This window comes from Lactobacillus taiwanensis, assembly GCF_017894345.1.
Taxonomy (GTDB): Bacteria; Bacillota; Bacilli; order Lactobacillales; family Lactobacillaceae; genus Lactobacillus; species Lactobacillus taiwanensis.
Map to the genome: position 1 here is coordinate 254909 of NZ_CP059276.1, position 22753 is coordinate 277661.

A 22753-nucleotide genomic window follows, 5' to 3' on the forward strand; every position below is an offset into this window, starting at 1 on the left:
AAATCATCCTTTCTAGAAAAATTGCTTATAAATAGTTTTAACAACTTGATCGGCTTCTTCTTTTTTAGTACCAATCATAATTGAAATTTGAGAAGCCCCTTGATTAATCATTTGTGGGGAAATGTTTTGCTCATTAAGTGCAGAAAGAATTTGCGCACTAATGCCCTCTTGATATTTCATACCTTCTCCAACGACCATGATAATAGCGTAGTCATCAATCCATTCTAGTTGATCAGGATTAATTAAAGATTGAATTTCATTGCAAATTAAATCAATTAGTTGATCATTTAAAAATTGACGATTGAAAATAATAGTAATGTCATCAATTCCAGAAGGCATGTGTTCATATGGAATATTGTGTTTATAAAGTATTTGCAAAATTCGTAACGTAAAGCCAGCTTCTTTATTGAGTAAGTATTTATGCAAGTAAAGAGCAGAGAAGTGTTTTTGGCTGGCTACGCCCGTCACTGGATTAGTCGGTTTAAATTTTTGATTAGGAACAATTAAAGTGCCTGCATTTTTAGGGTCGTTAGTATTTTTTACGTTAATTGGAATTTTTCCTTCAATTGCAGGAATTAGAGCTTCATCATGAAAAACCGAAAATCCAGCATACGATAATTCTCGCATTTCACGGTAAGTCATTTGTTTAATTGAATCGGGATGTTCAATAATGCTAGGATTAGCTGCAAATATTCCATTAACATCAGTGAAATTCTCGTATAGATCAGCATGTAATCCGCGTGCTAAGATTGCTCCTGTAATGTCAGATCCACCTCGAGAAAAAGTTGCAATATGTCCCGAAGGAGTCAGTCCAAAAAATCCAGGAAAGACTATATATTCTTCTGAAGATAACTCAACTTTATCAAGATTGATATAGGTTTCAGGACTGACAATAGCATCGTTTGGTTCGCCAGTTACAGTTAGGCCGACATCAAAAGGATCGAGAAATTTAGCTTTTAGCCCCTTTTTGTTTAGGATCATTGTAATCAAACGAGCGTTCAAGCGTTCACCATGAGCTTTGAAAGCAGCAATAAGATAATCATCAGTTGGATAAATTTGTGTTGGTAAGGATAATAAAGCATTTTTAAGTTGCTCAAGTTCTTTATCTTCAACTTGAAAATATTTACCAATATCTTGATAACGACTAAAAATCTCATCTACGATTTGTTTGAAATCCTCATGATTAAGAACTTTTTTAGCATATTTGATTAAAAGATCGGTAACTTTGGTATCGGAGTTTTTTCTTTTACCTGGTGCGGAGACTACCATTACTTGCCGACTAGGATCGGCTAAAATAATATTAATTGCTTGATTGACGCTCTTTCCGGTAGCTAGTGAACTGCCACCAAATTTTACTACTTTCACATTACTACTTCCTTTAGATTTATTTAAAACTATTTTTGATAGCTTTAGTTAAAATATTTTAATTGCAAGTTTAACATTATTTTTAAAACTTGCAATTAAAATTAAAGATTCATGTAAAAGCTTGACTGTGTTTTTAATAAAATATACAATTTAATTAAATTCGAAGAGGCGCAACTGACAATAGTAGCAATTATGAGTTTGGCAAAACTATGATTAATTGTGAAAGGGAAAGTTGCCGAAGTGATAATATCTTGCCGAAATATTATTTGCTGGGTTGTAGTTTAAGAGACTGCAAACTGTCGCGAAAATCAAAATTCGCGGAGCGCTATCGATCATAAGATTAAAAGCTTTTTTAGTCCATTGTTTGTTTAGCGCAAACAATGGACTTTTTTGTTAGCGCTTCTACTTTTTTAGAAATGTAGGTAGAAAGATGAACTCGCAAGTAACAAATCAAATTAATCAAGTAGGTCATTTAACTATTGGTGGTGTAGATAGTATAGATTTAGCTAGAGAATACGGGACACCACTTGTTGTGTACGATGTTAATCAAATTCGTCATCAAATTAGAGCTTTTAAGAAAGTTTTTGAAGAAGAACAAGTTGATTATGCTGTGAGCTATGCCAGCAAAGCCTTTGCGGCAATTGCAATGTATCAAGTAGCAAGTGAAGAAGGTGCATCTACGGATGTTGTATCTGCTGGAGAACTTTATACAGCACTAAAGGCTGGCTTTCCAATGGAGCGTGTTAGTTTTCATGGCAATAATAAGTCTAAAGCAGAATTAGAAATGGCCGTAAAAAATCATGTGGGCAAGATTATGATTGATAATTTTTATGAGATTGACTTACTTAATGAAGTGCTAGAAGAAAATAATAGTGAGATTAATGTCATGCTTAGAGTTACGCCAGGAATTTCAGCTCATACTCATGAATATGACCAAACCGGTCAAGTTGATAGCAAATTTGGTTTTGACATTGAATCTGGTCAAGCAGATTTGGCCTTAGAAAAAGTTTTAGCTAATCCGCGAATGCACATGCTTGGATTACATGCTCATATTGGTTCACAAATTTTTGAGTTGAATGGCTTTGAAATGGCAGCGTCCAAACTAATCGAAATTGCAGTTTCTTGGCGTGAGAAACATGACTATACTGCCCAAGTTATTAATGTGGGTGGCGGTTTTGGGATTAAATATGTTGCTGAAGATCATCCATTAAAGCCAGAAGAATTTGTTAAAGCAATCATTAAAACAATTAAAAGTGAAGCTGCTAAAAATAATTTTCCAATTCCTGAGATTGATATTGAACCCGGACGTTCAATTGTTGGTCCGGCTGGATACAATTTATATACAGTAGGCAGTAGGAAAGATGTTCCTGGCCTTATTCCTTATTTAGCAGTTGATGGAGGAATGGGCGACAATATTCGTCCTGCACTTTATCAAGCAAAATATGAAGCTATTTTAGCTAATGATCCTAGAAAAAAGACTATTCAAAAGGTTCACCTTGCTGGTAAATATTGTGAGTCTGGAGATATTTTGGCTGATGCAGAACTTCCAGATGTAAAGCCAGGAGATATTTTAGCGATGCTAGATACAGGTGCTTATGGTTATTCAATGGCTTCAAATTATAATCGAAATCCTCGACCAGCAGTTGTATTTGCTGAAAATGGTCAGGCTCAAGTTGTAATTAAACGTGAGTCTTTAGTAGATCTAGTTTATTTAGACCAAAGCTATAATGTTTAATTTAGAAAAGAGATTAATATGACGAAATTAGATGCACAAAGTATTATCAACTACATTGGCAATGCTCCTAAAAAGACCCCTGTTAAGGTATATCTTAAAGGACAATTAAGTGAAATTGAATTTCCTGAAGGTATTCAAACATTTATTGAAGATCATAGTGGTGTGATTTTTGGAGACTGGAAAATAGTTAAGACAGTCTTAGATAATAATAAAGATAAAATAGTCGACTATGTGATTGAAAATGATGCTAGAAATTCCGCTGTTCCCTTGCTTGATTTGAAAAAGTTTAATGCTCGCATTGAACCAGGAGCAATTATTCGTGATCAAGTTGAAATTGGTGCAAATGCAGTCATTATGATGGGTGCCATTATCAATATTGGTGCTGAAATTGGTGATAACTCAATGATTGATATGGGTGCTGTTTTAGGTGGACGTGCAATTGTTGGTAAGCACTGTCATATAGGTGCAAATGCCGTGCTTGCGGGTGTAATTGAACCAGCTTCAGCTCAACCAGTCAGAATTGACGATAATGTTTTAATTGGCGCAAACGCTGTTGTAATTGAAGGCGTTCATGTGGGTGAAGGTGCAGTAATTGCAGCTGGTGCAATTGTAACGCATGATGTTGCTCCTCATACAATGGTGGCCGGAGTGCCTGCTAAGTTTATTAAAAATATTGACGAAAAGACTAAAAGTAAAACGGGCCTTGAAGATAATTTAAGAAAGATATAAAGATGATTTTAAGTGAAGCAGAATTAATTGAAATTAGACGGCATTTACATCAAATTCCTGAACTTGCGCTAAAAGAATTTCAAACTCATGATTATCTTTTAAGTATTATTGATCAATTAAAACAAGACTATTTAGAAATAGAGATTCCCCAAAAATTACCAACGGCAATATTAGTCTTGGTTAAAGGAAGTAATCCTAAGCGAACAATTGGTTATCGTACAGATATTGATGCTTTACCTGTAACTGAAAAGACAGGCCTATCATATTCCTCAAAACATTCAAATATAATGCATGCTTGTGGACATGATATTCATATGACAGTTGCCTTAGGACTTTTGAGTTATTTTAGTGAAAATCAACCCCAAGATAATTTATTGTTCTTTTTTCAGCCAGCTGAAGAAAGTGAGAGCGGCGGTAAAAAGGCTTATGAACTAGGAATCTTTCATGATCAATTTAAACCTGATGAATTCTATGGATTGCATGATAATCCTAATTTACCAGCGGGCGCAATTGGCTGTCGGATAGGAACTTTATTTGCTGGAACAACAGAAGTTAATATTGATGTAAATGGTAAAAGTGGACATGCTGCTTTTCCACAAAATGCTAATGATACCGTAGTAGCAAGTGCTAGTTTAATTATGCAAATCCAGACAATTATTTCGCGTAGTATTGATCCTATTCAAAGTGGTGTTATCACTTTGGGTAAGGTTGAAGCAGGAACGATTCGAAATGTAATTGCAGGTCATACACGTATTGAGGGCACTATTCGGGGGTTAACTCAAAAAATGATTCTAGAAATTGATGATCGTTTAAGAGATATATGTCAGGGAATTGCTCGCAGCTACAATATGGAAGTAAAGTTGAAATTAAATCAAGGCGGTTATTGGCCAGTTGAGAACGATCCTGAATTAACTAAAAAGTTTATTTCATATATGAAAAATAATCCTGAAGTTAAATACATTGAAACTCCACCAGCAATGACAGGAGAAGATTTTGGCTTTTTATTGGCTAAGTTTCCAGGCGTAATGTTTTGGCTGGGAGTAGAAGATGATTCAGAACTTCATTCAGCTACTTTAACACCTAATGAAAAGAGCATTATGCGCGGAGTTGACGCAGTTAAGGGATTTTTGATTAATAGAATGGAGAATTAAAAATGACAAGATTAAGGGATGCTGATTTGTTAACGGCTATTGTGACACCATTTGGTGAAAATGAAAAAATTAATTTTGATAGCTTGAAAAAGTTAACCAATTATTTAATTAATCAAGGTACTAATGGTTTTGTCATTGGTGGTACGACAGGTGAAACACCTGAATTGTCTCATGATGAAAAAATTGAACTTTACACAAAGTTTGGTGAAATTGTTAATGGACGAGTACCAGTGATTGCTGGGACTGGAAGTAATAATACAGCTGAAACAGTTGCTTTTACCAATGAAGTGGCTAAAATTAAGGGGATAGACTATGCCTTGATCGTGGTACCGCCATATAACAAACCTAATCAACGTAGTATGGTAGCTCACTTTACGGCAGTAGCAGAAAATGTAAATCTACCAATTTTAATTTACAATATCCCTGGTCGAACTGGTGTAAAGATGAATCAAGAAACGATTGTACAACTTTCTCATGTAGAAAATATTAAGGGAATTAAGCAATGTGCAAGTTTAGAAGAATTGGAATATATTATTGACCACAAAGATAGTGACTTCCAAGTCTTTACTGGTGAAGATAGTCAAGCTTTAACTGCTCGATTGCTTGGGGCTAATGGGGTTGTTTCAGTTGCTTCTCATATTTATTCAAAACAAATGAGAAAAATGTACGATAACCTATATGCAGGTAATTATCCTGAAGCTGCTCGATTACAACGCTGGCTTACACCAAAAATGGCAGCTCTTTTTATGTATCCATCACCGTCGCCAGTTAAAGCAGTATTAAATGCGCAAGGATTTAATACTGGAGATTGCCGTTTACCATTAGTTAGTTTAAATAATGAAGAAAAAGTTATCCTTGCTCAAAAATTAGGGTTAAGTGATGATGCATTGATGAATAAATTAGCACTGGATTTAGGAAAAGAAGTTGAAAAAGATGACTAAAAAAGTATTAATTGCAGGTTTTACCGGCGCAATGGGACAAAAAGCCGTTAATTTGGTAAATAAAATGGAAGATTTTGAAATCGTAGCAGGTCTTAGTCCGATAGCAAAAAATGATCCAGAAAAATATTCTCTACCAAAAGATGCTCAAATTTTTAAACAGATAAGTGAAATTCCAGAAGACATAGCTGATATTTGGATTGATTTTACAACACCAACTGCAGTATATGAAAATGTTAAATTTGCGCTAAACTATCATATTTCGCCGGTTGTTGGTACTACCGGGTTAAGTGATGATCAAGAAACAGAATTACTTGCTTTATCTAGAAAAGAGCAAGTAGGCGGGTTAATTGCGCCTAACTTTGGAATGTCAGCAGTTTTATTGATGAAATTTGCTAAAGAAGCAGCAAAATACTTTCCAGATGTGGAAATTATTGAAATGCATCATGCAGATAAAAAAGATGCTCCGTCCGGTACTGCCTTAAGTACCGCAAAGTTAATTGCAGAAAATCGTCCTGAACATGAAACAGCTCCTGATGAAGTTGAAAGTTTAAAAAATGTTCGCGGTGGTGATTATCAAGGAATTAAGATTCATTCAGTGCGCTTACCAGGATATATTGCTCATGAACAGGTACTGTTTGGAGGAAATGGTGAAGCTTTAACGATCAGACAAGATTCTTTCGACCGTGAATCATTTATGAGTGGGGTAAAAGTTGCTCTTGAAAAGGTATCAGCTTTGAATGAACTGGTAATTGGGTTAGAGAATATTTTATAGATTGTGAGGACTAAAATGCCAGAATTAGCTAATGATCTTCATTTTAGTGAAAAAGTTCAGAATTTAAAGCCATCAGGAATTAGAATTTTTGATAATAAAGTTTCAAAAATCCCAGGTATTATTAAGTTAACTTTGGGTGAGCCAGATTTAAATACGCCAGAACACGTGAAACAAGCCGCAATTGAAAGTATTGAAAATAATGATTCACATTATGCTCCTCAAAAAGGAAAAAAGGAGCTTTTGGAAGCTATCAGTAATTTTTTAGCGCAAAAAATTCAAATTAAATATGATCCCGAAAGTGAGATTGTAGCAACAGTTGGAGCTACTGAAGCAATTAATGCAGCTATTTTTACTCTGCTTAATCCCGAAGATAAAATTTTAGTACCAACACCAGTCTTTTCTTTATATTGGCCTGTTGCCAACTTGGCAGGCGTGCAATATTCACTTGTAAATACTGCTGCCGATAATTTTAAATTGACGGCTGAAAAATTAGAAACGACCCTTAAAACAGAGCCTAATATAAAAGCGATTATCTTGAATTATCCTACTAACCCCACTGGAGTTGAATATACAAAGGAAGAAATTAAACAGCTAGCTCAGATTATTAGAAAATATCACCTCTATGTAATTACCGATGAAATCTATAGTTCTTTAACCTACGGCGTTGATCATTATTCAATTGCTACTGAAATTCCTGAGCGTGCTTTATATATTTCAGGTTTATCAAAATCTCATGCAATGACTGGTTATCGTTTAGGTTATATTGCTGGCCCTAAGAAGGTAATGGAACAAGTAAGTAAAGTTCATGGATTGATGGTAACTACAACAACTGATTCTTCTCAAGCTGCCGCTATTGAAGCATTAAATAATGGATACGAAGACGTTGAAAAATATCGAAAAATTTATGAAAAAAGACGTAAATTTGTATTTAATGAATTAACCAATCTCGGTTTTGATGTTGTTAATCCACAAGGAGCGTTTTATATTTTTGCTAAAATTCCAGCAAAATATGGTAAAGATGATATGCAATTTGCACTTGATTTAGCTTTTAAGAAAAAAGTTGGAGTTACTCCTGGTAGTGCTTTTGGACCAGGTGGCGAAGGATATGTACGTTTATCATATGCTTCGTCAGATGATAGCTTACGTATTGCTATGAAAAGGATTAGCGAATTTTTGAAAGAGGATAATGAAGATGACTAAAGAATATAATGTTGCGATTTTAGGTGCTACGGGTGCTGTTGGTAGAAGAATGATTGAACAATTAGCTCAGTCAACGATTCCAGTTAAAAGCGTTAAATTGCTTGCTTCATCTAGATCAGCTGGAACAGTACTTAAATTTAGAGATCAAGAATTAACTGTTGAAGAAACTACTCCAGAATCTTTTGATGGAATAGACTTAGTTTTATCATCAGCTGGTGGTGGAGTTTCTAAAAAGTTCTTGCCAGAAGCAGTTAAACGTGGAGCGGTTTGTGTTGATAATACTAGTGCTTTTAGAATGGATGAAGATGTACCATTAGTAGTACCAGAAGTTAATCCAGAAGCCTTAAAAAATCACCATGGCATTATTGCTAATCCTAACTGTTCAACTATTCAAATGGTAATGGCACTTGAACCAGTACGTAGAAAGTTTGGCTTGAAACAAATCATTGTTTCTACTTATCAAGCAGCTTCTGGTGCTGGACAAGCTGCAATTGAAGAATTAAAAAGGGAAACTCAAGATTATTTAGATGGTAAAGATATGCAAAACGGTGCAAAAATTTTACCAACTAAAGGTGATAAAAAACATTATCCTTTAGCATTTAACTTGTTACCACAAATTGATGTTTTAGAAGATAACGGTTATTCTCATGAAGAATGGAAAATGATTCATGAAACTAAGAAGATTATGCTTAATGACATGAATTCGCAAGATATTAAGGTGACTGCTACTTGTGTTCGTGTTCCAGTACCGATTGCGCATGGAGAAAGTGTTTACTTTACAGTGGAAGATGAAACTGCTACTGCGCAAGATATTATGAATACAATTGCAGATTTTCCAGGGGTTGTTTTGCAAGATGATATTAAGAATCAAATATATCCACAGCCGATTACTGCGGAAGGATCACGTGATACATTTGTTGGCCGGATAAGACCTGACTATGAAAATAAGGGTGCTTTTAATATGTGGGTAGTTGCGGACAACTTGTTGAAAGGCGCTGCATGGAATACTGTTGAAAATGCAGAATATTTGGTAAAAATGAACTTAGTATAAACTAAAATAGCAATAGAAAAGATTCGAGGATATTTTCTCGAATCTTTTTATTTATAGATATACACCCTAGAGGGGATATTAAGACTTTGTTAATTAATGTTGTATTTCAATCTTTTCTGGTGCAGCAGGGATATGTTGTTCTTCTAAACCGGATTTTCCTTTAAATAATAGGTTGAGGATAGTAGCACTTAAACTAGCTACAACAATACCATTTCCGAGGAGTAACTGAACAGTTTCAGGTAAAGCTTGGAAAACTTGTGGATAAACAGTAACGCCTAAGCCGAGGCCAATTGAAATAGCAACGATTAAAATATTGCGAGTATCCTCAAAATCAACGCGTTTAAGCATCCGCATCCCTTGAACGGCAATCATAGTAAACATTACTAACATTGCTCCGCCCAAAACAGAGTTTGGAATAATAGTTACTAAGGCACCAAATTTTGGCAATAATCCCATTAACATTAAAAAGCCTGATGCCCAGTAAATAGGTCTTTTAGTAGTGATACCTGATAATTCAAGTAAACCAACATTTTGTGAAAAAGTAGTGTAGGGGAATGTGTTAAAGATTCCGCCAAGGATCTGTGCGAGCCCTTCAGCACGATAACCTTTTTTGAGGTCATCGCTTGTGATATCTTTGTGGAGTAAATCACCAATAGCAAAGAATACTCCAGTAGATTCAACCATTGAAACGAGAGCAATAATGATCATTGTTAAACTAGATGACCACTCAAACTGTGGCATTCCAAAGTAAAAAGGTTGAGGTAAGTGGAACCAAGAAGCTTGTGCAACTGGTGTTAGTGATACCATCCCAAGTGTACTTGCAATTAAAGTTCCTGCAATTAACCCCACTAAAACAGCGATGGATTTGATAAATCCTTTTCCCCAAACTTGAAGGGCAAGAATAATTGCTACAGTTATAAAGCCAGTTAAAAGATTTTTAGGATCACCAAAATTTTTAGCTGCAGAATTACCGCCACCAAGATTTTGAATAGAAACTGGAATTAAGGAAAGCCCGATAACTGTGATTAAACTTCCTGTTACAACGGGCGGAAAGAGTTTCTTTATTTTTGAAAAATAACCAGCAACTAAAAATACGAAAATACCGGCTACAATAATAGCACCGTACATTGCACCGATAGTAAATTTTTTACCAATCATTTGAAGAGGAGCAACTGCTTGAATTGCACATCCTAAGACAACTGGCAAGCCAATTCCAAAGTAACGGTTACGGAAGAGCTGTAGCGCAGTGGCTAAACCACACATGAAAATATCAATTGAAACTAGATAAGTCATTTGTGTGGAGTTGAATTTTAAAGCTGTTCCAATTAAAAGAGGAACTGCAATCGCTCCTGAGTACATTGCTAATAAGTGCTGCAAACCTAATAGAGCTGCTTTTTTGTGGTTAACTTGCATATGCTTCATTTATTATTCTCCTACAAAATACACTTGATTATTCTCAAAGTGGGCAATTCTAGCTAAGGCTTCAAGACGATAACCATGTTCTTTAACCCAGTCACTACCACCTTGAAACTCTTTAGCTACCACTACGCCGACACCTGCTACAGATGCATCTGCTTGTTTGGCAATATTAAGCATTCCCTTAACAGCTTCACCATGTGCTAAGAAATCGTCAATAATTAATAAATGGTCATCACTACTTAAAAATTTCTTTTCAACACAAATTTTGTTATTAACTTTTTTGGTATAAGAAAATACGTCTGCCCAATAAACAGCATCGTTGAGAGTAGATGGCTTTTTCTTTCTTGCAAAAATCATTGGAACGCCCAATTGATAAGCTGCCATGATACCAGGTGCAATTCCTGAAGCTTCGCAAGTAAGAACTTTAGTGATCTTTTCATTTTCAAATAAACGCTTAAATTCTTTGCCTACTTGCATCATAAGTTCCGGATCGACTTGATGATTAAGAAAAGAGTTAATTTTTAAAACGCTTCCATCCAATACCTCTCCATCTTTGCGAATCCGTTCCTCAAGTAATTTCAATTTATTCCTCCTGCATAAAAAAGACCCCTTCTACCCGTGAATTAGGGTAAAAGAAGTCCTTTGTACTGCTACTTATGACATCGATTACCTATAGTCCAGAATTAATTGGTTCCGGGTAGAAACTGTCGACCTTATTACGACGATATATAGATATTTTGATATTTAGAGTGTAGCAGAATCATTTTCCGAACACAAGTAGCTTTTTAGAAGCTGTTACTCTGAAATTGCCTTTTTCTTTTTTAAAGATAAAATTGCTTCGAAAATTCCATATGCCACGCCTGCGAGTGGCCAAATAACCCAGCTTTGTTGCCAGTTATTGCTCAGAAAGCTGTAGGTTAAGTAGATAAAAGCAATTATCATCCAATAAATGCTTGTATATTTTTCAATGACTTTTTTGCTAGCTTTTTTCTCTGTAGTATAATCATCTATTTGCAAAATAATATTAAAACTATCGTGAACAATATTAGTTTTAACCAAGAAAAAGACACCAATACCAACAAGAAAAATTGTAATTGAAGAAAGACCAGTCATAAAATCATCTAATCGACTATTGGAGAGAGCATCAGTGAATAAAGCACCACTCATAAGAGGAATAGCAGACAGAATACAAAAAGCGATACCAATAATTTTAAAGATGCAGTGTTTGTTTTCGTAATCTCTACTTTCCTTGAGAATTTTTTTATGCAATTCCTCAGAAAGATTACAATCTTCATATTCATAATTTTCGTTTACTTTTAGCCAGTAATTACCGGCAATAAAGCAGGCAGCAGCGATGGCAACGAGAACTAGTATAGCAATTACTCCAATTCCGGTTGCAAAGTTGATGGATGAAGTTAGAGTACCTAATTTGGTTAGACTAATTAAAAGCAATAAAGTGATCGGTGAAAAAATACAAAGCATCACTCCAGTAGCAATAAAAGTTGAGCTACGTTTTCTTGCAGTTAAGAATTCTTGAACAGAAGACTGAGATAGATAATCTCTTTCAGACATAAAAGTCACCTCTTTTGTATATAAAGCTGAAGTAATATAGTTTTACTTTAATTTTATATAACAGACTATGAGAACGATATTTTAATGCTTGTGAAATTAAATTATAAATTAATGATTGACCAATTGAATTTTTCTTAGTAAAGTTTCTAGTAAATAAGGATGAATTATTTTTTGGAAGGAGAAAATTGTGTCTAAGACTAATCTAAACGATTTTGACAAGATTATTGTTCTTGATTTTGGTAGTCAATATAACCAATTGATTACTCGTCGAATCCGTGACTTTGGTATTTATTCAGAACTTTTACCACATGATTTAAGCATTGATAAGATCAAGAAAATGAATCCAAAGGGAATCATTTTTTCTGGTGGACCAAACAGTGTTTATGATGATGGTGCATTAAAAGTTGATCCTGAAATTTTTAAGCTTGGCATTCCAATTTTGGGTATTTGTTACGGGATGCAATTAATGAGTTATGACCTAGGTGGCAACGTTGAAAAAGCTGATAATTCAGAATATGGTCGTGCTGATATTGAAGTAACGGATTCCGATGCAGTGTTATTTGAAGGTTTGCCTAAAGAACAATACGTTTGGATGAGTCATGGAGATTTAGTAACTAAGGCTCCAGAAGGTTTTACGGTTACTGCAAAGAGTAAGAATTGTCCAATTTCTGCAATAGCCAATGATGAAAAGAAATTCTATGGTATTCAATTTCATGCTGAAGTTCGTAATTCAGAATATGGTTTAGATATTTTAAAGAACTTCGCTTTTAAAGTTTGTGGTGCGAAAGCTAACTGGACTATGGATGACTTTATTGATATGCAAGTTGACGAAATTCGTCAAAAAGTTGGCGATAAGAAAGTTATCTTGGGACTTTCTGGTGGGGTAGATTCAAGTGTTACGGCAACTCTACTCCATAAAGCAATTGGTGATCAGTTAACTGCAATCTTTGTTGATCACGGGATGCTTCGTAAAGATGAAGGCGATCAAGTAATGAAAGCTTTGAATAAGGATCTTGGAGTTAACATTATTCGCGTTAACGCACAAGAACGTTTCTTGAACGAACTCAAGGGAGTAACTGATCCTGAACAAAAGCGTAAGATCATTGGTAAGGAATTTATTGAGGTCTTCAATGAAGAAGCTAAGAAGTTAAAGGATGTTGATTTCTTAGCTCAAGGTACTTTATATACGGATGTCATTGAGTCAGGTACTAATACTGCACAAACAATCAAATCTCATCACAATGTTGGTGGACTTCCTAAAGACATGCATTTTGAATTGATTGAGCCACTTCGTAAGCTTTTCAAGGATGAAGTTCGCGTTCTTGGCGAAAAATTAGGCATTCCGCATGATTTAGTATGGCGTCAACCATTCCCAGGACCAGGTCTTGGAATTCGCGTTCTTGGCGAAGTTACTGAGGATAAGCTTAAGATTGTGCGCGAAAGTGATGCAATTTTACGTGATGAAATTAAAAAAGCAGGACTTCAAGAAGATGTTTGGCAATATTTCACTGTTCTTCCAGGTATTCGTTCAGTTGGTGTTATGGGGGATGGCCGTACTTATGACTACACCATCGGTATTCGTGCCGTAACTTCAATTGATGGTATGACTGCTGATTTTGCTAAATTACCATGGGATGTTTTGAGCAAGATTTCTACTAGAATTGTAGATGAATGTGACCACATTAATCGCGTAGTTTACGATATTACCAGTAAGCCACCTTCCACTATTGAATGGGAATAAGCGGACAATGTAATTTGAATGGTAAACCTTGATTTAAAAGCATTTTAAGGAATGAAACCAGCTCAAAAATAATAAAAAAAGATAAGGTTGTATGCCAAAATGTATGCCAAAAATATAAATAGGGATGCATGGTAAAACCTTTGTAATAGCAGTAATTGGAGAAGATGATATTTGATTCGAAGAAGTATCATGTTTGCCAAAGTATGCCAAAATAAGAAGCCTTTAGTATAAAAACTAAGGGCTTTTATTCATGTAATTGATTATACCTATTTCCCCATTTTTCCATTTCTAGAATTAATGGAGTAAGAGTTTTACCTAATGATGTTAATTGATAACTGGTTTTAGGCGGCACGGTTGGAAAGATCGTTGTAGCAATAATTTGATCGTTTTCTAATTCTTTTAATTGCAGTGATAACATTCGTCTTGAACAATTAGGCATCAACTTCTGCAATTCATTGAAGCGACAGTTCTTTTCTTTGATTAAATGATAGATAATTACGCTTTTCCATTTGCCTGAGATAATTTGAAGTGTGCTTTCAACAGGACAACCTTCGGCACAATTATAAATATGATGTGGCATTCTCTCACCTCGATATAATAATTCATTTTAAATCTTTATATTGGATCGAGCTAGGGAAGAATTTGTTACTTAGTAAGAAAAAATTCACTTCTTGTTTTTATTTATATTACACTTACAATTAATTAGTAAATAGAAAAGGAGATAAAAATGAAAGCAATTGGATTTAAAAAACATTTGAAAATTGATGATCCTGAAAGCCTGATTGACTTTGAAATGAAAAAGCCTACTGCTAAGGGACATGATTTGCTGGTAAAAGTAAATGCAGTATCAGTCAATCCAGTAGATATTGGAGTAAGAAAAGGAGGACATTCAGTTTTAAAGACTCCAAAAGTAATTGGCTGGGATGCATGTGGTGTAGTTGAAGAAGTAGGATCTAAGGTTAGCCTTTTTAAACCTGGTGATCGTGTATTTTATGCAGGTTCATTTATTCGCTCAGGTAGTGATAGTGAGTATCAACTGGTTGATAAAAGAATAGGTGGTCATGCTCCAGAAACTTTAAAAGATAATGAAGCAGCCGCAATGCCTTTAACCTCTCTTACCGCGTACGAAGCCTTATTTGAACAAATGGATTTAACCTGGAATCAAGAGAATAATCAACATAAAACAATTTTAATTATTAATGGTGCTGGAGGAGTAGGGTCTGTTGCAACTCAACTAGCACATTTAGCAGGGCTAACAGTTATTGCTACTGCATCTCGCCCAGACAGTATCAAATGGACACAAGATCATGGTGCTGATTATGTAGTAAATCACCGTGAAGATTTGGTAAAACAAGTGAGAAAATTAGGTTTCAAGTATGTTGATTATATTTTGGAATTAAAAGATTTAGATGGTCACTGGAAAGAAATGTGTGAATTAATTAAGCCTGAAGGACACATTGTTTCAATTACTGAAAACCATCGTCTAATTAATTTGAGATTGTTAACTAAAAAGAAAGCACACTTTTCATGGGAATGGATGTATACAAAATCCTATTATCAAACAGATGATATGATTACTCAGCATGATATTTTAGACAAAATCGCGCAAATGTTAGATAGTGGTAAACTTAGATGCACTATGACTAAGTCATTAACACCTTTGAATGCAACAAATTTACGCAAGGCTCATAAATTAGTGGAAAGTGGTCACATGACTGGAAAAGTTGTGGTTTCTGACTGGGAGAATAATTAAGATAGTTCTTACAAGCATTAATTGTTTGCCAGTGACCCTTAGTTTACAAGCTAGGGGCCTTTTTTTGCTTTTTTAAGACTAATGCTAGACTGGTAGAAATTAATAAAAACAGTAAATAGCATTTTAATTATTTTTAGTTGTGTTAATCACTATATGTTTGCAAACCTAGCGTAAAATACACTAAGCAAAAAAGCCCCAACTTTTGTTGGAGCTTTTTTTCTATAACCAATCTTAACTAATATCTTAATTAGCTAACGGTCTAACCGTTATTTCCTCATGACTCATATTAGACTTTTTATGAAAGAGAGTCGATTAGTTTAGTTAGTATTGATATAAAAGTATTGATTCTTTGGTTATCAGAATATCATTCACTGTGTCGATTGAATCTTTGAAGAAGACGATTTCCTTTCCTAACTCTGTGTTCTGCTAACTTTTCTATGGCACTTCAGATTTAATAGGCTTTTTATAATATTTAATTAAACTCAAGCTTATTTGCTTCATCGATCTTAGTTAGGAAAGATGAGACATTAGTAATAATGTCGTTGGTGTATGAAACATTAATCAGATTAACCCAATTTTTTCTAAGGAAATAGTCGTCAATGCCGTATCTAACTTTAGTTAAGTATTTGTAGCTAATAAATAGTAGCTCTGAAAAAATCAAATTACGTTTTTGTGGCTGCATAACGAAATCAATTAATAGATCTTTTCCGGAACTTTTAATAAAGTGAAAAAATTCGCAATTGATATGTCTAATCGGATGAAAAGGATATAAAATTTGAGAATTTAATACTTGTTTTTCAAATTGTCTAAGTAATTTTTTATCTTTTTTACTAATTTGATAATCATTGTTGTTTAAATTAATCATCGTATATCAATTCCTGTTCTAACTGTAGCACCTAAAGTATATAAATTGAAAAAAGTAAAAACAATGAATATTAACTAAGTTGAAAAAGAAAAATTTTTTATATCAAAAGTAAAAAGTTATTTTACTTTTGATATAATATTTTTAATAATTAAGTAAAAGAAAGTTACAGATGATAAATATCTAGGAAAGAGAAGTGAGGAACAAGTTTGAGTGATATTAGAGTACAGAATACAAAGAATAATTTAATTGCTGCTCTTTTAGGCTGCTTAGAAAATAAGAGTGTGCATGAGCTAAAAGTAAAAGATATTATTGATAAAGCTGGCGTAAGTACTAGAACGTTTTATCAATATTATTCAGATGTCAATGATCTACTAAGAGATACAGAAGATAACTTTGTTGCAGAGTATCTAAAAAATGTTGAAAAAGATCGTGATTCACTAGGAGAGCTTGATTTAGATACACCTTTTGAAGATCAGTTAGAAACTATTTTAAATGCAACAAAAAATACCATTGAGTTTTGTTATGCACATAAAAAAGAAATACAAGTCTTGTTATCGGATAATGGAGATACGCGTTTTTATAATATGATTTTCCAGACTGGTTGTGAGGAAATTATGAAGCGTATGAGCCAGATGAAAAATATTGATGAGTTAAAAATGGACGAAAAAGGGCAAATGAGAATGATGATTAGTGTGCAGGTATTTGTACATAGTATCATTGGCATGGTAAGAGTTTTGCTTGAATACAGTGATAGATTAGCTCCATATGACGTTCGTCAGAGTATACTTACATTTTTACGTGAGTCACCAGTAGCTTCTATGAATATAAATAAAAAATAGAGACAACAAAATAATTTACAGTATATTAGGCTGAACTCCACGATAACTGGCTAAAGCATTGAATTAAGTAGTTTTGTTGGCAATTGAGAAATAATTGTACTTAAATAGGAAGTAGCATGAGAAGACTAATAATTAAAAACATAGTTTTAGGGGATACGTCAATGAAAATCGAAATTCCAACTATGAATGGGTTTATTCTAGATTGCTACAGTAAATTTGCCAATGCTGATCAAAAGATTGAAGGAAAGCCTAGTAGATCTTTCCCAATTTTCATTACTGATGCACCTGATAATGCAAAAACTTTAGCTGTATATTTTAGAGATTTTGATTCAGTTCCAGTCTGTGGATTTACTTGGATTCACTGGTTAGCTGCCAATCTTCCGGTTCAAGATGTTCCAGCTAATATTAGTCATTCTAAGAATACCAGCCTTGATTTCGTCCAAGGAAATAATAGCAATATTAGCAGGTTTTTAGGTGAAAATTCTGGCCCAGTTGAAGGCTATACAGGTCCGATGCCTCCTGATAAAACGCACTATTACACTTTAACCGTGTATGCATTAGATACAAAACTTGATCTAAAAAAAGGCTATTGGTTAAACGACTTTTTGCATAAAATGGAAGGTCATATAATTGATAGTGCGACTATTTCAGTTCCAAGTAGAGCAAAGTAAAAGTCAAAGTTACTAATAAATATGCTATAATTTAGATAAAGAAAAAGGGAGATCCGAAGATCTCCCATGCAGCCCGCTTTAAGAGCGGCGGCTAAAGTTATAAAGTTGACATGCGCCTACTCAATAAACCTGCCAAAGTTATGAATTGAGCGGCGTTTTTTATTTTTTGTTGTGGTTGTCGATATATGTTAGCAAAGCTAACACAAAAGTACCAAACAACAGCATTAACGAGATAGCCTCGTACACGCTCATGTGGCTGAACCCTTTCTGATTGATGTCGGTCCATAGGACTCACCTCCAGGAGGAAAAACAGCCACCGCTCATAAAACTTTCTGCGGATATAATTATAACGAAAATTTGTTTGCAACAGAATATGGATTAGTCAAAAAGCTCGCGATTAATTTCGCGGGCTTTTTGTGTACAAAAAATTGTTCTTGGCCAAAGCAGCTAAATTAGATAGTGAGATTTCAGTAGGATTGATTAACCAAGTAGAAAATGCATTCCATAAACTACCAACACTTAAAAGAGCAATATATTTCATTTGGATTGATTCATATTCGTTGCCTGGGTAAGAAATAGAGGGATGCTGGTTATGAAAATCCATGAAGTACTGTGGAAAAATAGAATTGAATTTGTTTAAAATTACCGGCGATAGATTTGCATTAACTAAAATAGTTAATTGAGGAATGTATCGTTTCCAAAATTCAAAAAGTAAAGTGATTAGATCTTCATAATTTTGAGGATTCTCTTTATTAGCATAAGTAATCCAATCATTAAGTATCTGATCAATATATGTATTTAATAAATTTTCTTTATTTTTAAATAAACGATAAAAGGTCTTTCGTGACACACTTGCATCAATCGAAATATCCACAATCGTAATTTCAGAATATGGTTTTTCCTCTAATAGTTTAAAAAAGCTTTTTAAAATTTTTTCTTTATTTTGCTTGGACATTCTATTTGTCATCGCCTATTACTCCTAATTTTGACACACTTCTATTTAAAGTGAGACATAATTTAAGTTTTCACTGAATCTATTGTCAAATAAAAAATTTCTTTGTATGGTGATATTACAGTTAATGTCACACGTGTGTCAATAATTTTTAACTGTAAATGACAGAGTTAAAACGGGAGGAATAGACAATGTCAAAAACAAGAAAAATTATTGGCTTTATTGGTTTAATACTTGCAATGTTCATGGGAGCATTAGATGCAACAATTGTTAATATTGCTTTACCCGACATTATGAAAGACTTAAAAACCGGATTAACAGATACTAGTTGGGTTGCTACAATCTATGTTTTAGCAATGGCAGCATTTATTATTACTGCATCAAAATTAGCAGATATTTTTGGTCGTAAAAAGATTATGTTGTTGGGAGTTATTATCTTTGGCGGATTTTCTTTTGCTTGTATGACAGCAGACTCGTTAAAGTTGTTAATCGCTTATCGTTTCTTTCAGGGAATAGGAGGAGCAATTTTAACGCCTATTGTTTTACCAATGGGTATTGAGTTATTTGGAAAAGCAAATACTAGTAAAATTACTGCGTTAATGGGAGCATTTAGCGCATTAGCTGCCGCTGGTGGACCTGCAATAGGTGGGGTAATCATTAACTATCAAAGTTATCATTGGATTTTTGGAATTAATATTCCAATTTCACTTATTGCTTTCTTACTAATTTTGCTTGGAACAAATGAATCATATGATGAGTCAATTAGTAAATCTGTCGATTGGCTAGGAGTGATCTTTTTAACCGGATTTATGGGTTCACTATGTTTTGGCTTACTAGAGGGTAGAGAGTATGGCTGGAATTCAAATATTATTGTTGGATGTTTTGTTGGAAGTTTGATTAGCTTAATATTATTCATCATGGTAGAAGTGAAGGTTCAATCACCTATTGTTAATTTAAATTTATTTAAAGAGAAGACTTTTTCAGCTTCTTGTATCATCTATATGGTTTTTGGTTTTGCAATTATAGGACCATCCTTAATTTTGAACTACTTCTTGCAAAACGTTAAAAACTATTCAGCATTACATTCAGCTTATTTAATTATTCCAGCATCATTAGCCATCGCAATAGGGATGCCTCTAGCAACAAAAATGTATAGAACTATTAGTGCTAGGATGTTAATTGGAATCGGCTTAGTTGTTACTGCGGGTGGCCTAGCAATGCTAGGTATGATTAAAATCAATACTAACCAGGATATCATTGTTAGTTGTAATATTATCATTGGTATAGGACTTGGCTTTACTGCTATAGCCTTAACTTCATCAGTTAAATATTTACCAGTCGAAAAAACTGGTATTGGATCTGGGGTAGTTAATGCTGCTAGATATGTTGGTCAAGCGATAGGAATGGCATTATTAGTGACTGTACTTAATAATAACGTAGTAAGTGCTAAAAATAATATTCGAGAAACTGCATATACTCAAATTCATAAGAAAAATCTTTCTCCAGAAGTTAAAAAAGTGGCTCGACAACAGATTAGCTTAGTTTTTAAAAACTCAAAAAATGATAATAAGATAAATAGTAAGCAAAAGCAGATGAAAGTTAAAATAAGGCAAGCTGCTAAAGATACGGCTAATTTACCAATACCAGAGAAAGGAACGGCTTATAGAAAATTATATTTAGCGAGTCAAAAGCTAAATCATGGAACCGAAAAATTAGGTGTATTACCAGTACCTCAATTAAAGCAAAGTATAAATACTTTAAGTAAAGGACAAAGAAAAATAGGAATAGCTGTTAAATTATTGGCTCAAAAGCAACAATTGATCTCTGCGTTAAATAAAATTCAAGCTAAGAAGAATAATGAACTTGCAAATGCTTTTGCGCAGGTGTTCATCCTAACTAGTTTATTAACGATTATTTGGTTGCCTTTATGTTGGTTTGCAGATCGAAAAGAAGCCAGTAACTAGTGGTAGGGATACTATTTTGATAATAGCAATTAATTTTAATATAATTTGATCTAAGGAAAGTAAAAACACAATTCGGTTGGTAGTCCGAATGTATAATTTATTTATATCAGTAACCTTCCCTCCTAGGATGTCCCTCTTTCCTCTTATTTTTAGGAGGGGACATAATGATTAAAGGTGTATTAACTATTATTTTTGATGAACCATTCTATAAAGCGATTTTTGAACAATTCGATGGTACTCAGTATAAAGTGGCTCAAGTTAATATGGGAACTTCATTGCCAACGGTGCCAAAAATAATTAACTTGGTGAATGAGCATTATTCTGACTTACAATTTAGCAAATCAACTCGAGATAAGGAAGTAATGCATCATATTAACCCGAAAAGAGCTCAAAGATTAGCGCATAAAGAAGTTCGGGAACGTGGAATTGGCACTAAAGCTCAACAAGCTTTAAAAAGCAATTTGAGAAATCGAAAATAACTAGAAAAAAGATGAATAAAGATAAAAAACGTGAAATGCAAAAAGAGCGCTTTTTACAAAAACAAATTAAACGTCGAAAAAAACATCGAGGTCATTAATAAACAAAAGCTCGCAATTAATTGCGAGCTTTTTACTATGCTTAGATTAATTATTACCATATTAATCCTATAAGCGAGAAGATGATTTCACTGACTAGTACTAACAAAACATTCATTAAAATTCCTTTAAACGTAGTTTCTTTATGAGGATCCGTAACGAAGGTTCTAGTTGAATGATAAACTAATGGAATGGTAAGTAAACTGCATAAAGCAAGAGTAGGGAGATAGTGCAAGACAATGGTTAGAATTAAAAAGATATATGCTAAAGCGTAATATGTGCATAAAACAATCAAAGCATTCTTATGACCAATATAATATGGAAGAGTTTTACGACCAATTTTAACATCTTCTTCCATGTCACAAATATTATTGGCTAGCATTACATTAGCAATTACAAATATCGCCGGGCAGGCAACAATTATTGCCTTAGCCCAGAAAAAATCATCAAAGGGATGAATATTGTAAATGTTGATATAGAGCCCCAAAAGCGTGATGTTATAACCCATTGTAATCCCAGAAGCTGGTTCGCCGAAGGGAGTTTTTAAAATAGGATAAGAGCCGCCTGAGTAACAATAACCAATTAAGTAGCTGAAGAAACCAATTAAAAGAATTATCCAGCCAACTTTAAAGCTTAGTATGATACCAATAGTGGCAGAAACAAGAATTAATAAGATAATTACATTTCTAGCCCATTTTCGAGAAATGTCGAATTTTTCTAAAATGTTATTGTAACTGGTAACGTGATTTTTCTTATAGCGAAGATAATCAGTATATTGATTATGACCATTAACGGCTAAATGAAAAGAAATTACGGCTATAAAAAGCCAAAGCCAATAGACTAAATTAAAATGATGATAATAATAACTAGCCATTAATGAGCCGATAATATATGGTAAGGCTGAAATGATAATTGTTTGTATTTGAACAAGTGCGTTAAATTTTTGAATTATAGAGTATTTTTTCATAAGTAATTACCTTAAATAGTGATTACTTAAAATTATAATATAAATTTTGCTTAGTTGAAAAAATACTTTACATTATTATGAAGGGAACCTACCAGAAAGATAATCTAAAGTTTGGATAGCGGAAGCACTTGCGACTATTCTGAATAGATTTATAAGTAGAAATATCACAAAGTATGAGATTAATTGAAAAAGCAAGAAACAGAAATCAAATACTTCGTTATAAAATAAAAAACGTCCACAATTACTAAAAAGAATTTGTATTTACATAGTTAATCGAAAGAAACGAGAGAATATCTAAATGACATTAAAATTATTTTTTTATTAAATTTATATTGACATATAATTTGTTTTTGATATTATTATTTTTAACAAAAATAACAGTTTAGCTTTGATAAGGAAAGTAACATGAAATGTGGTCTTCAGAGAATCTTCGTTTGGTGTGAGAAGACGGCCGAGTTTTACGTGAAAATCACCTTTGAGCGGAAAGTACG

At 33.7% G+C, this 22753-nt stretch carries 21 protein-coding genes, 1 pseudogene, 2 riboswitches and 1 other annotated feature (1 of these 25 only partly in view); of the genes and pseudogenes, 13 read left to right on the forward strand and 9 right to left on the reverse strand.

The window, feature by feature from the left end; all coding sequences use genetic code 11:
- Window positions 1-12: 12 nt before the first annotated feature.
- Window positions 13-1365 (reverse strand): aspartate kinase, encoded by a 1353-nt coding sequence (locus H1A07_RS01220; protein ID WP_210145139.1) that lies wholly within the window; start codon window positions 1363-1365, stop codon window positions 13-15.
- A 155-nt stretch (window positions 1366-1520) separates the two neighbouring features.
- Window positions 1521-1702, forward strand: a riboswitch (Lysine riboswitch).
- Between the two features lie 93 nt (window positions 1703-1795).
- Between H1A07_RS01220 and lysA the strand changes: the two genes are divergently transcribed.
- Genes lysA through H1A07_RS01255 form a run of 7 tightly spaced genes read left to right on the forward strand, consistent with a single transcriptional unit; the run spans window position 1796 to window position 8944 of the window.
- Window positions 1796-3100, forward strand: coding sequence for a diaminopimelate decarboxylase (gene lysA, locus H1A07_RS01225; protein WP_210145140.1), 1305 nt, complete (start codon window positions 1796-1798; stop codon window positions 3098-3100).
- Between the two features lie 18 nt (window positions 3101-3118).
- On the forward strand, window positions 3119-3829 hold the full coding sequence (gene dapD / locus H1A07_RS01230) for a 2,3,4,5-tetrahydropyridine-2,6-dicarboxylate N-acetyltransferase (RefSeq protein ID WP_094498920.1): 711 nt from the start codon (window positions 3119-3121) through the stop codon (window positions 3827-3829).
- A 2-nt stretch (window positions 3830-3831) separates the two neighbouring features.
- Window positions 3832-4980 (forward strand): N-acetyldiaminopimelate deacetylase, encoded by a 1149-nt coding sequence (locus tag H1A07_RS01235; RefSeq protein WP_153938826.1) that lies wholly within the window; start codon window positions 3832-3834, stop codon window positions 4978-4980.
- A 2-nt stretch (window positions 4981-4982) separates the two neighbouring features.
- Window positions 4983-5921, forward strand: coding sequence for a 4-hydroxy-tetrahydrodipicolinate synthase (dapA, locus tag H1A07_RS01240; protein ID WP_210145141.1), 939 nt, complete (start codon window positions 4983-4985; stop codon window positions 5919-5921).
- Window positions 5914-6693, forward strand: a complete 780-nt coding sequence (gene dapB, locus H1A07_RS01245) for a 4-hydroxy-tetrahydrodipicolinate reductase (RefSeq protein WP_210145142.1) — start codon at window positions 5914-5916, stop codon at window positions 6691-6693. Before dapA ends, dapB begins: the two co-directional genes overlap by 8 nt.
- Before the next feature lie 15 nt (window positions 6694-6708).
- Window positions 6709-7893 carry an aminotransferase class I/II-fold pyridoxal phosphate-dependent enzyme gene (locus tag H1A07_RS01250; protein WP_094503334.1) on the forward strand — a complete coding sequence of 395 codons (1185 nt, stop codon included), beginning with the start codon at window positions 6709-6711 and terminating at the stop codon, window positions 7891-7893.
- Entirely contained in the window at window positions 7886-8944 is a 1059-nt protein-coding gene (locus H1A07_RS01255) for an aspartate-semialdehyde dehydrogenase (protein WP_210145143.1), read from the forward strand. Before H1A07_RS01250 ends, H1A07_RS01255 begins: the two co-directional genes overlap by 8 nt.
- A gap of 93 nt (window positions 8945-9037) precedes the next feature.
- Here H1A07_RS01255 and H1A07_RS01260 read toward each other — a convergent pair whose 3' ends face one another.
- From H1A07_RS01260 to H1A07_RS01270, 3 genes are all read right to left on the reverse strand, one after another.
- Window positions 9038-10366, reverse strand: a complete 1329-nt coding sequence (locus H1A07_RS01260) for a nucleobase:cation symporter-2 family protein (protein WP_210145144.1) — start codon at window positions 10364-10366, stop codon at window positions 9038-9040.
- 3 nt (window positions 10367-10369) lie between these two features.
- Window positions 10370-10945 (reverse strand): xanthine phosphoribosyltransferase, encoded by a 576-nt coding sequence (locus H1A07_RS01265; RefSeq protein ID WP_210145145.1) that lies wholly within the window; start codon window positions 10943-10945, stop codon window positions 10370-10372.
- Between the two features lie 71 nt (window positions 10946-11016).
- Window positions 11017-11115: riboswitch (purine riboswitch) on the reverse strand.
- Window positions 11116-11158: 43 nt separating this feature from the next.
- Entirely contained in the window at window positions 11159-11935 is a 777-nt protein-coding gene (locus H1A07_RS01270) for a beta-carotene 15,15'-monooxygenase (protein ID WP_210145146.1), read from the reverse strand.
- 187 nt (window positions 11936-12122) lie between these two features.
- On the opposite strand from H1A07_RS01270, the gene guaA reads away from it, so the two are divergent.
- Entirely contained in the window at window positions 12123-13676 is a 1554-nt protein-coding gene (gene guaA, locus H1A07_RS01275; protein ID WP_210145147.1) for a glutamine-hydrolyzing GMP synthase, read from the forward strand.
- A gap of 244 nt (window positions 13677-13920) precedes the next feature.
- Here guaA and H1A07_RS01280 read toward each other — a convergent pair whose 3' ends face one another.
- Window positions 13921-14256, reverse strand: coding sequence for a winged helix-turn-helix transcriptional regulator (locus H1A07_RS01280; protein ID WP_210145148.1), 336 nt, complete (start codon window positions 14254-14256; stop codon window positions 13921-13923).
- Window positions 14257-14403: 147 nt separating this feature from the next.
- Here H1A07_RS01280 and H1A07_RS01285 point away from each other — a divergent pair, with 147 nt between their 5' ends.
- Window positions 14404-15429 (forward strand): zinc-binding alcohol dehydrogenase family protein, encoded by a 1026-nt coding sequence (locus H1A07_RS01285; protein WP_210145149.1) that lies wholly within the window; start codon window positions 14404-14406, stop codon window positions 15427-15429.
- Window positions 15430-15901: 472 nt separating this feature from the next.
- On the opposite strand, the gene H1A07_RS01290 is transcribed toward H1A07_RS01285, so the two are convergent.
- A complete protein-coding gene (locus tag H1A07_RS01290; RefSeq protein ID WP_210145150.1) occupies window positions 15902-16294 on the reverse strand; it encodes a hypothetical protein in 393 nt (130 codons plus the stop codon).
- Between the two features lie 206 nt (window positions 16295-16500).
- On the opposite strand from H1A07_RS01290, the gene H1A07_RS01295 reads away from it, so the two are divergent.
- Window positions 16501-17133, forward strand: a complete 633-nt coding sequence (locus H1A07_RS01295; RefSeq protein ID WP_210145151.1) for a TetR/AcrR family transcriptional regulator — start codon at window positions 16501-16503, stop codon at window positions 17131-17133.
- A 161-nt stretch (window positions 17134-17294) separates the two neighbouring features.
- Entirely contained in the window at window positions 17295-17804 is a 510-nt protein-coding gene (locus tag H1A07_RS01300) for a YbhB/YbcL family Raf kinase inhibitor-like protein (RefSeq protein WP_210145152.1), read from the forward strand.
- Between the two features lie 159 nt (window positions 17805-17963).
- On the opposite strand, the gene H1A07_RS01305 is transcribed toward H1A07_RS01300, so the two are convergent.
- Together H1A07_RS01305 and H1A07_RS01310 are read right to left on the reverse strand one after the other, a co-directional pair.
- On the reverse strand, window positions 17964-18056 hold the full coding sequence (locus H1A07_RS01305) for a putative holin-like toxin (RefSeq protein ID WP_080558334.1): 93 nt from the start codon (window positions 18054-18056) through the stop codon (window positions 17964-17966).
- A gap of 145 nt (window positions 18057-18201) precedes the next feature.
- Window positions 18202-18771: a TetR/AcrR family transcriptional regulator gene (locus H1A07_RS01310; protein WP_210145153.1), complete on the reverse strand. Its 570-nt coding sequence runs from the start codon at window positions 18769-18771 to the stop codon at window positions 18202-18204.
- A gap of 176 nt (window positions 18772-18947) precedes the next feature.
- Here H1A07_RS01310 and H1A07_RS01315 point away from each other — a divergent pair, with 176 nt between their 5' ends.
- Both H1A07_RS01315 and H1A07_RS01320 read left to right on the forward strand, forming a co-directional pair.
- Window positions 18948-20720 (forward strand): DHA2 family efflux MFS transporter permease subunit, encoded by a 1773-nt coding sequence (locus H1A07_RS01315; protein WP_210145154.1) that lies wholly within the window; start codon window positions 18948-18950, stop codon window positions 20718-20720.
- A gap of 164 nt (window positions 20721-20884) precedes the next feature.
- Window positions 20885-21297, forward strand: a pseudogene (locus tag H1A07_RS01320) (YjdF family protein).
- Between the two features lie 53 nt (window positions 21298-21350).
- Here the strand turns inward: H1A07_RS01320 and H1A07_RS01325 are convergent.
- Entirely contained in the window at window positions 21351-22262 is a 912-nt protein-coding gene (locus H1A07_RS01325; protein ID WP_210145155.1) for a prenyltransferase, read from the reverse strand.
- Between the two features lie 379 nt (window positions 22263-22641).
- Window positions 22642-22753 (forward strand) — a binding site (T-box leader) (it continues 133 nt past the right edge of the window).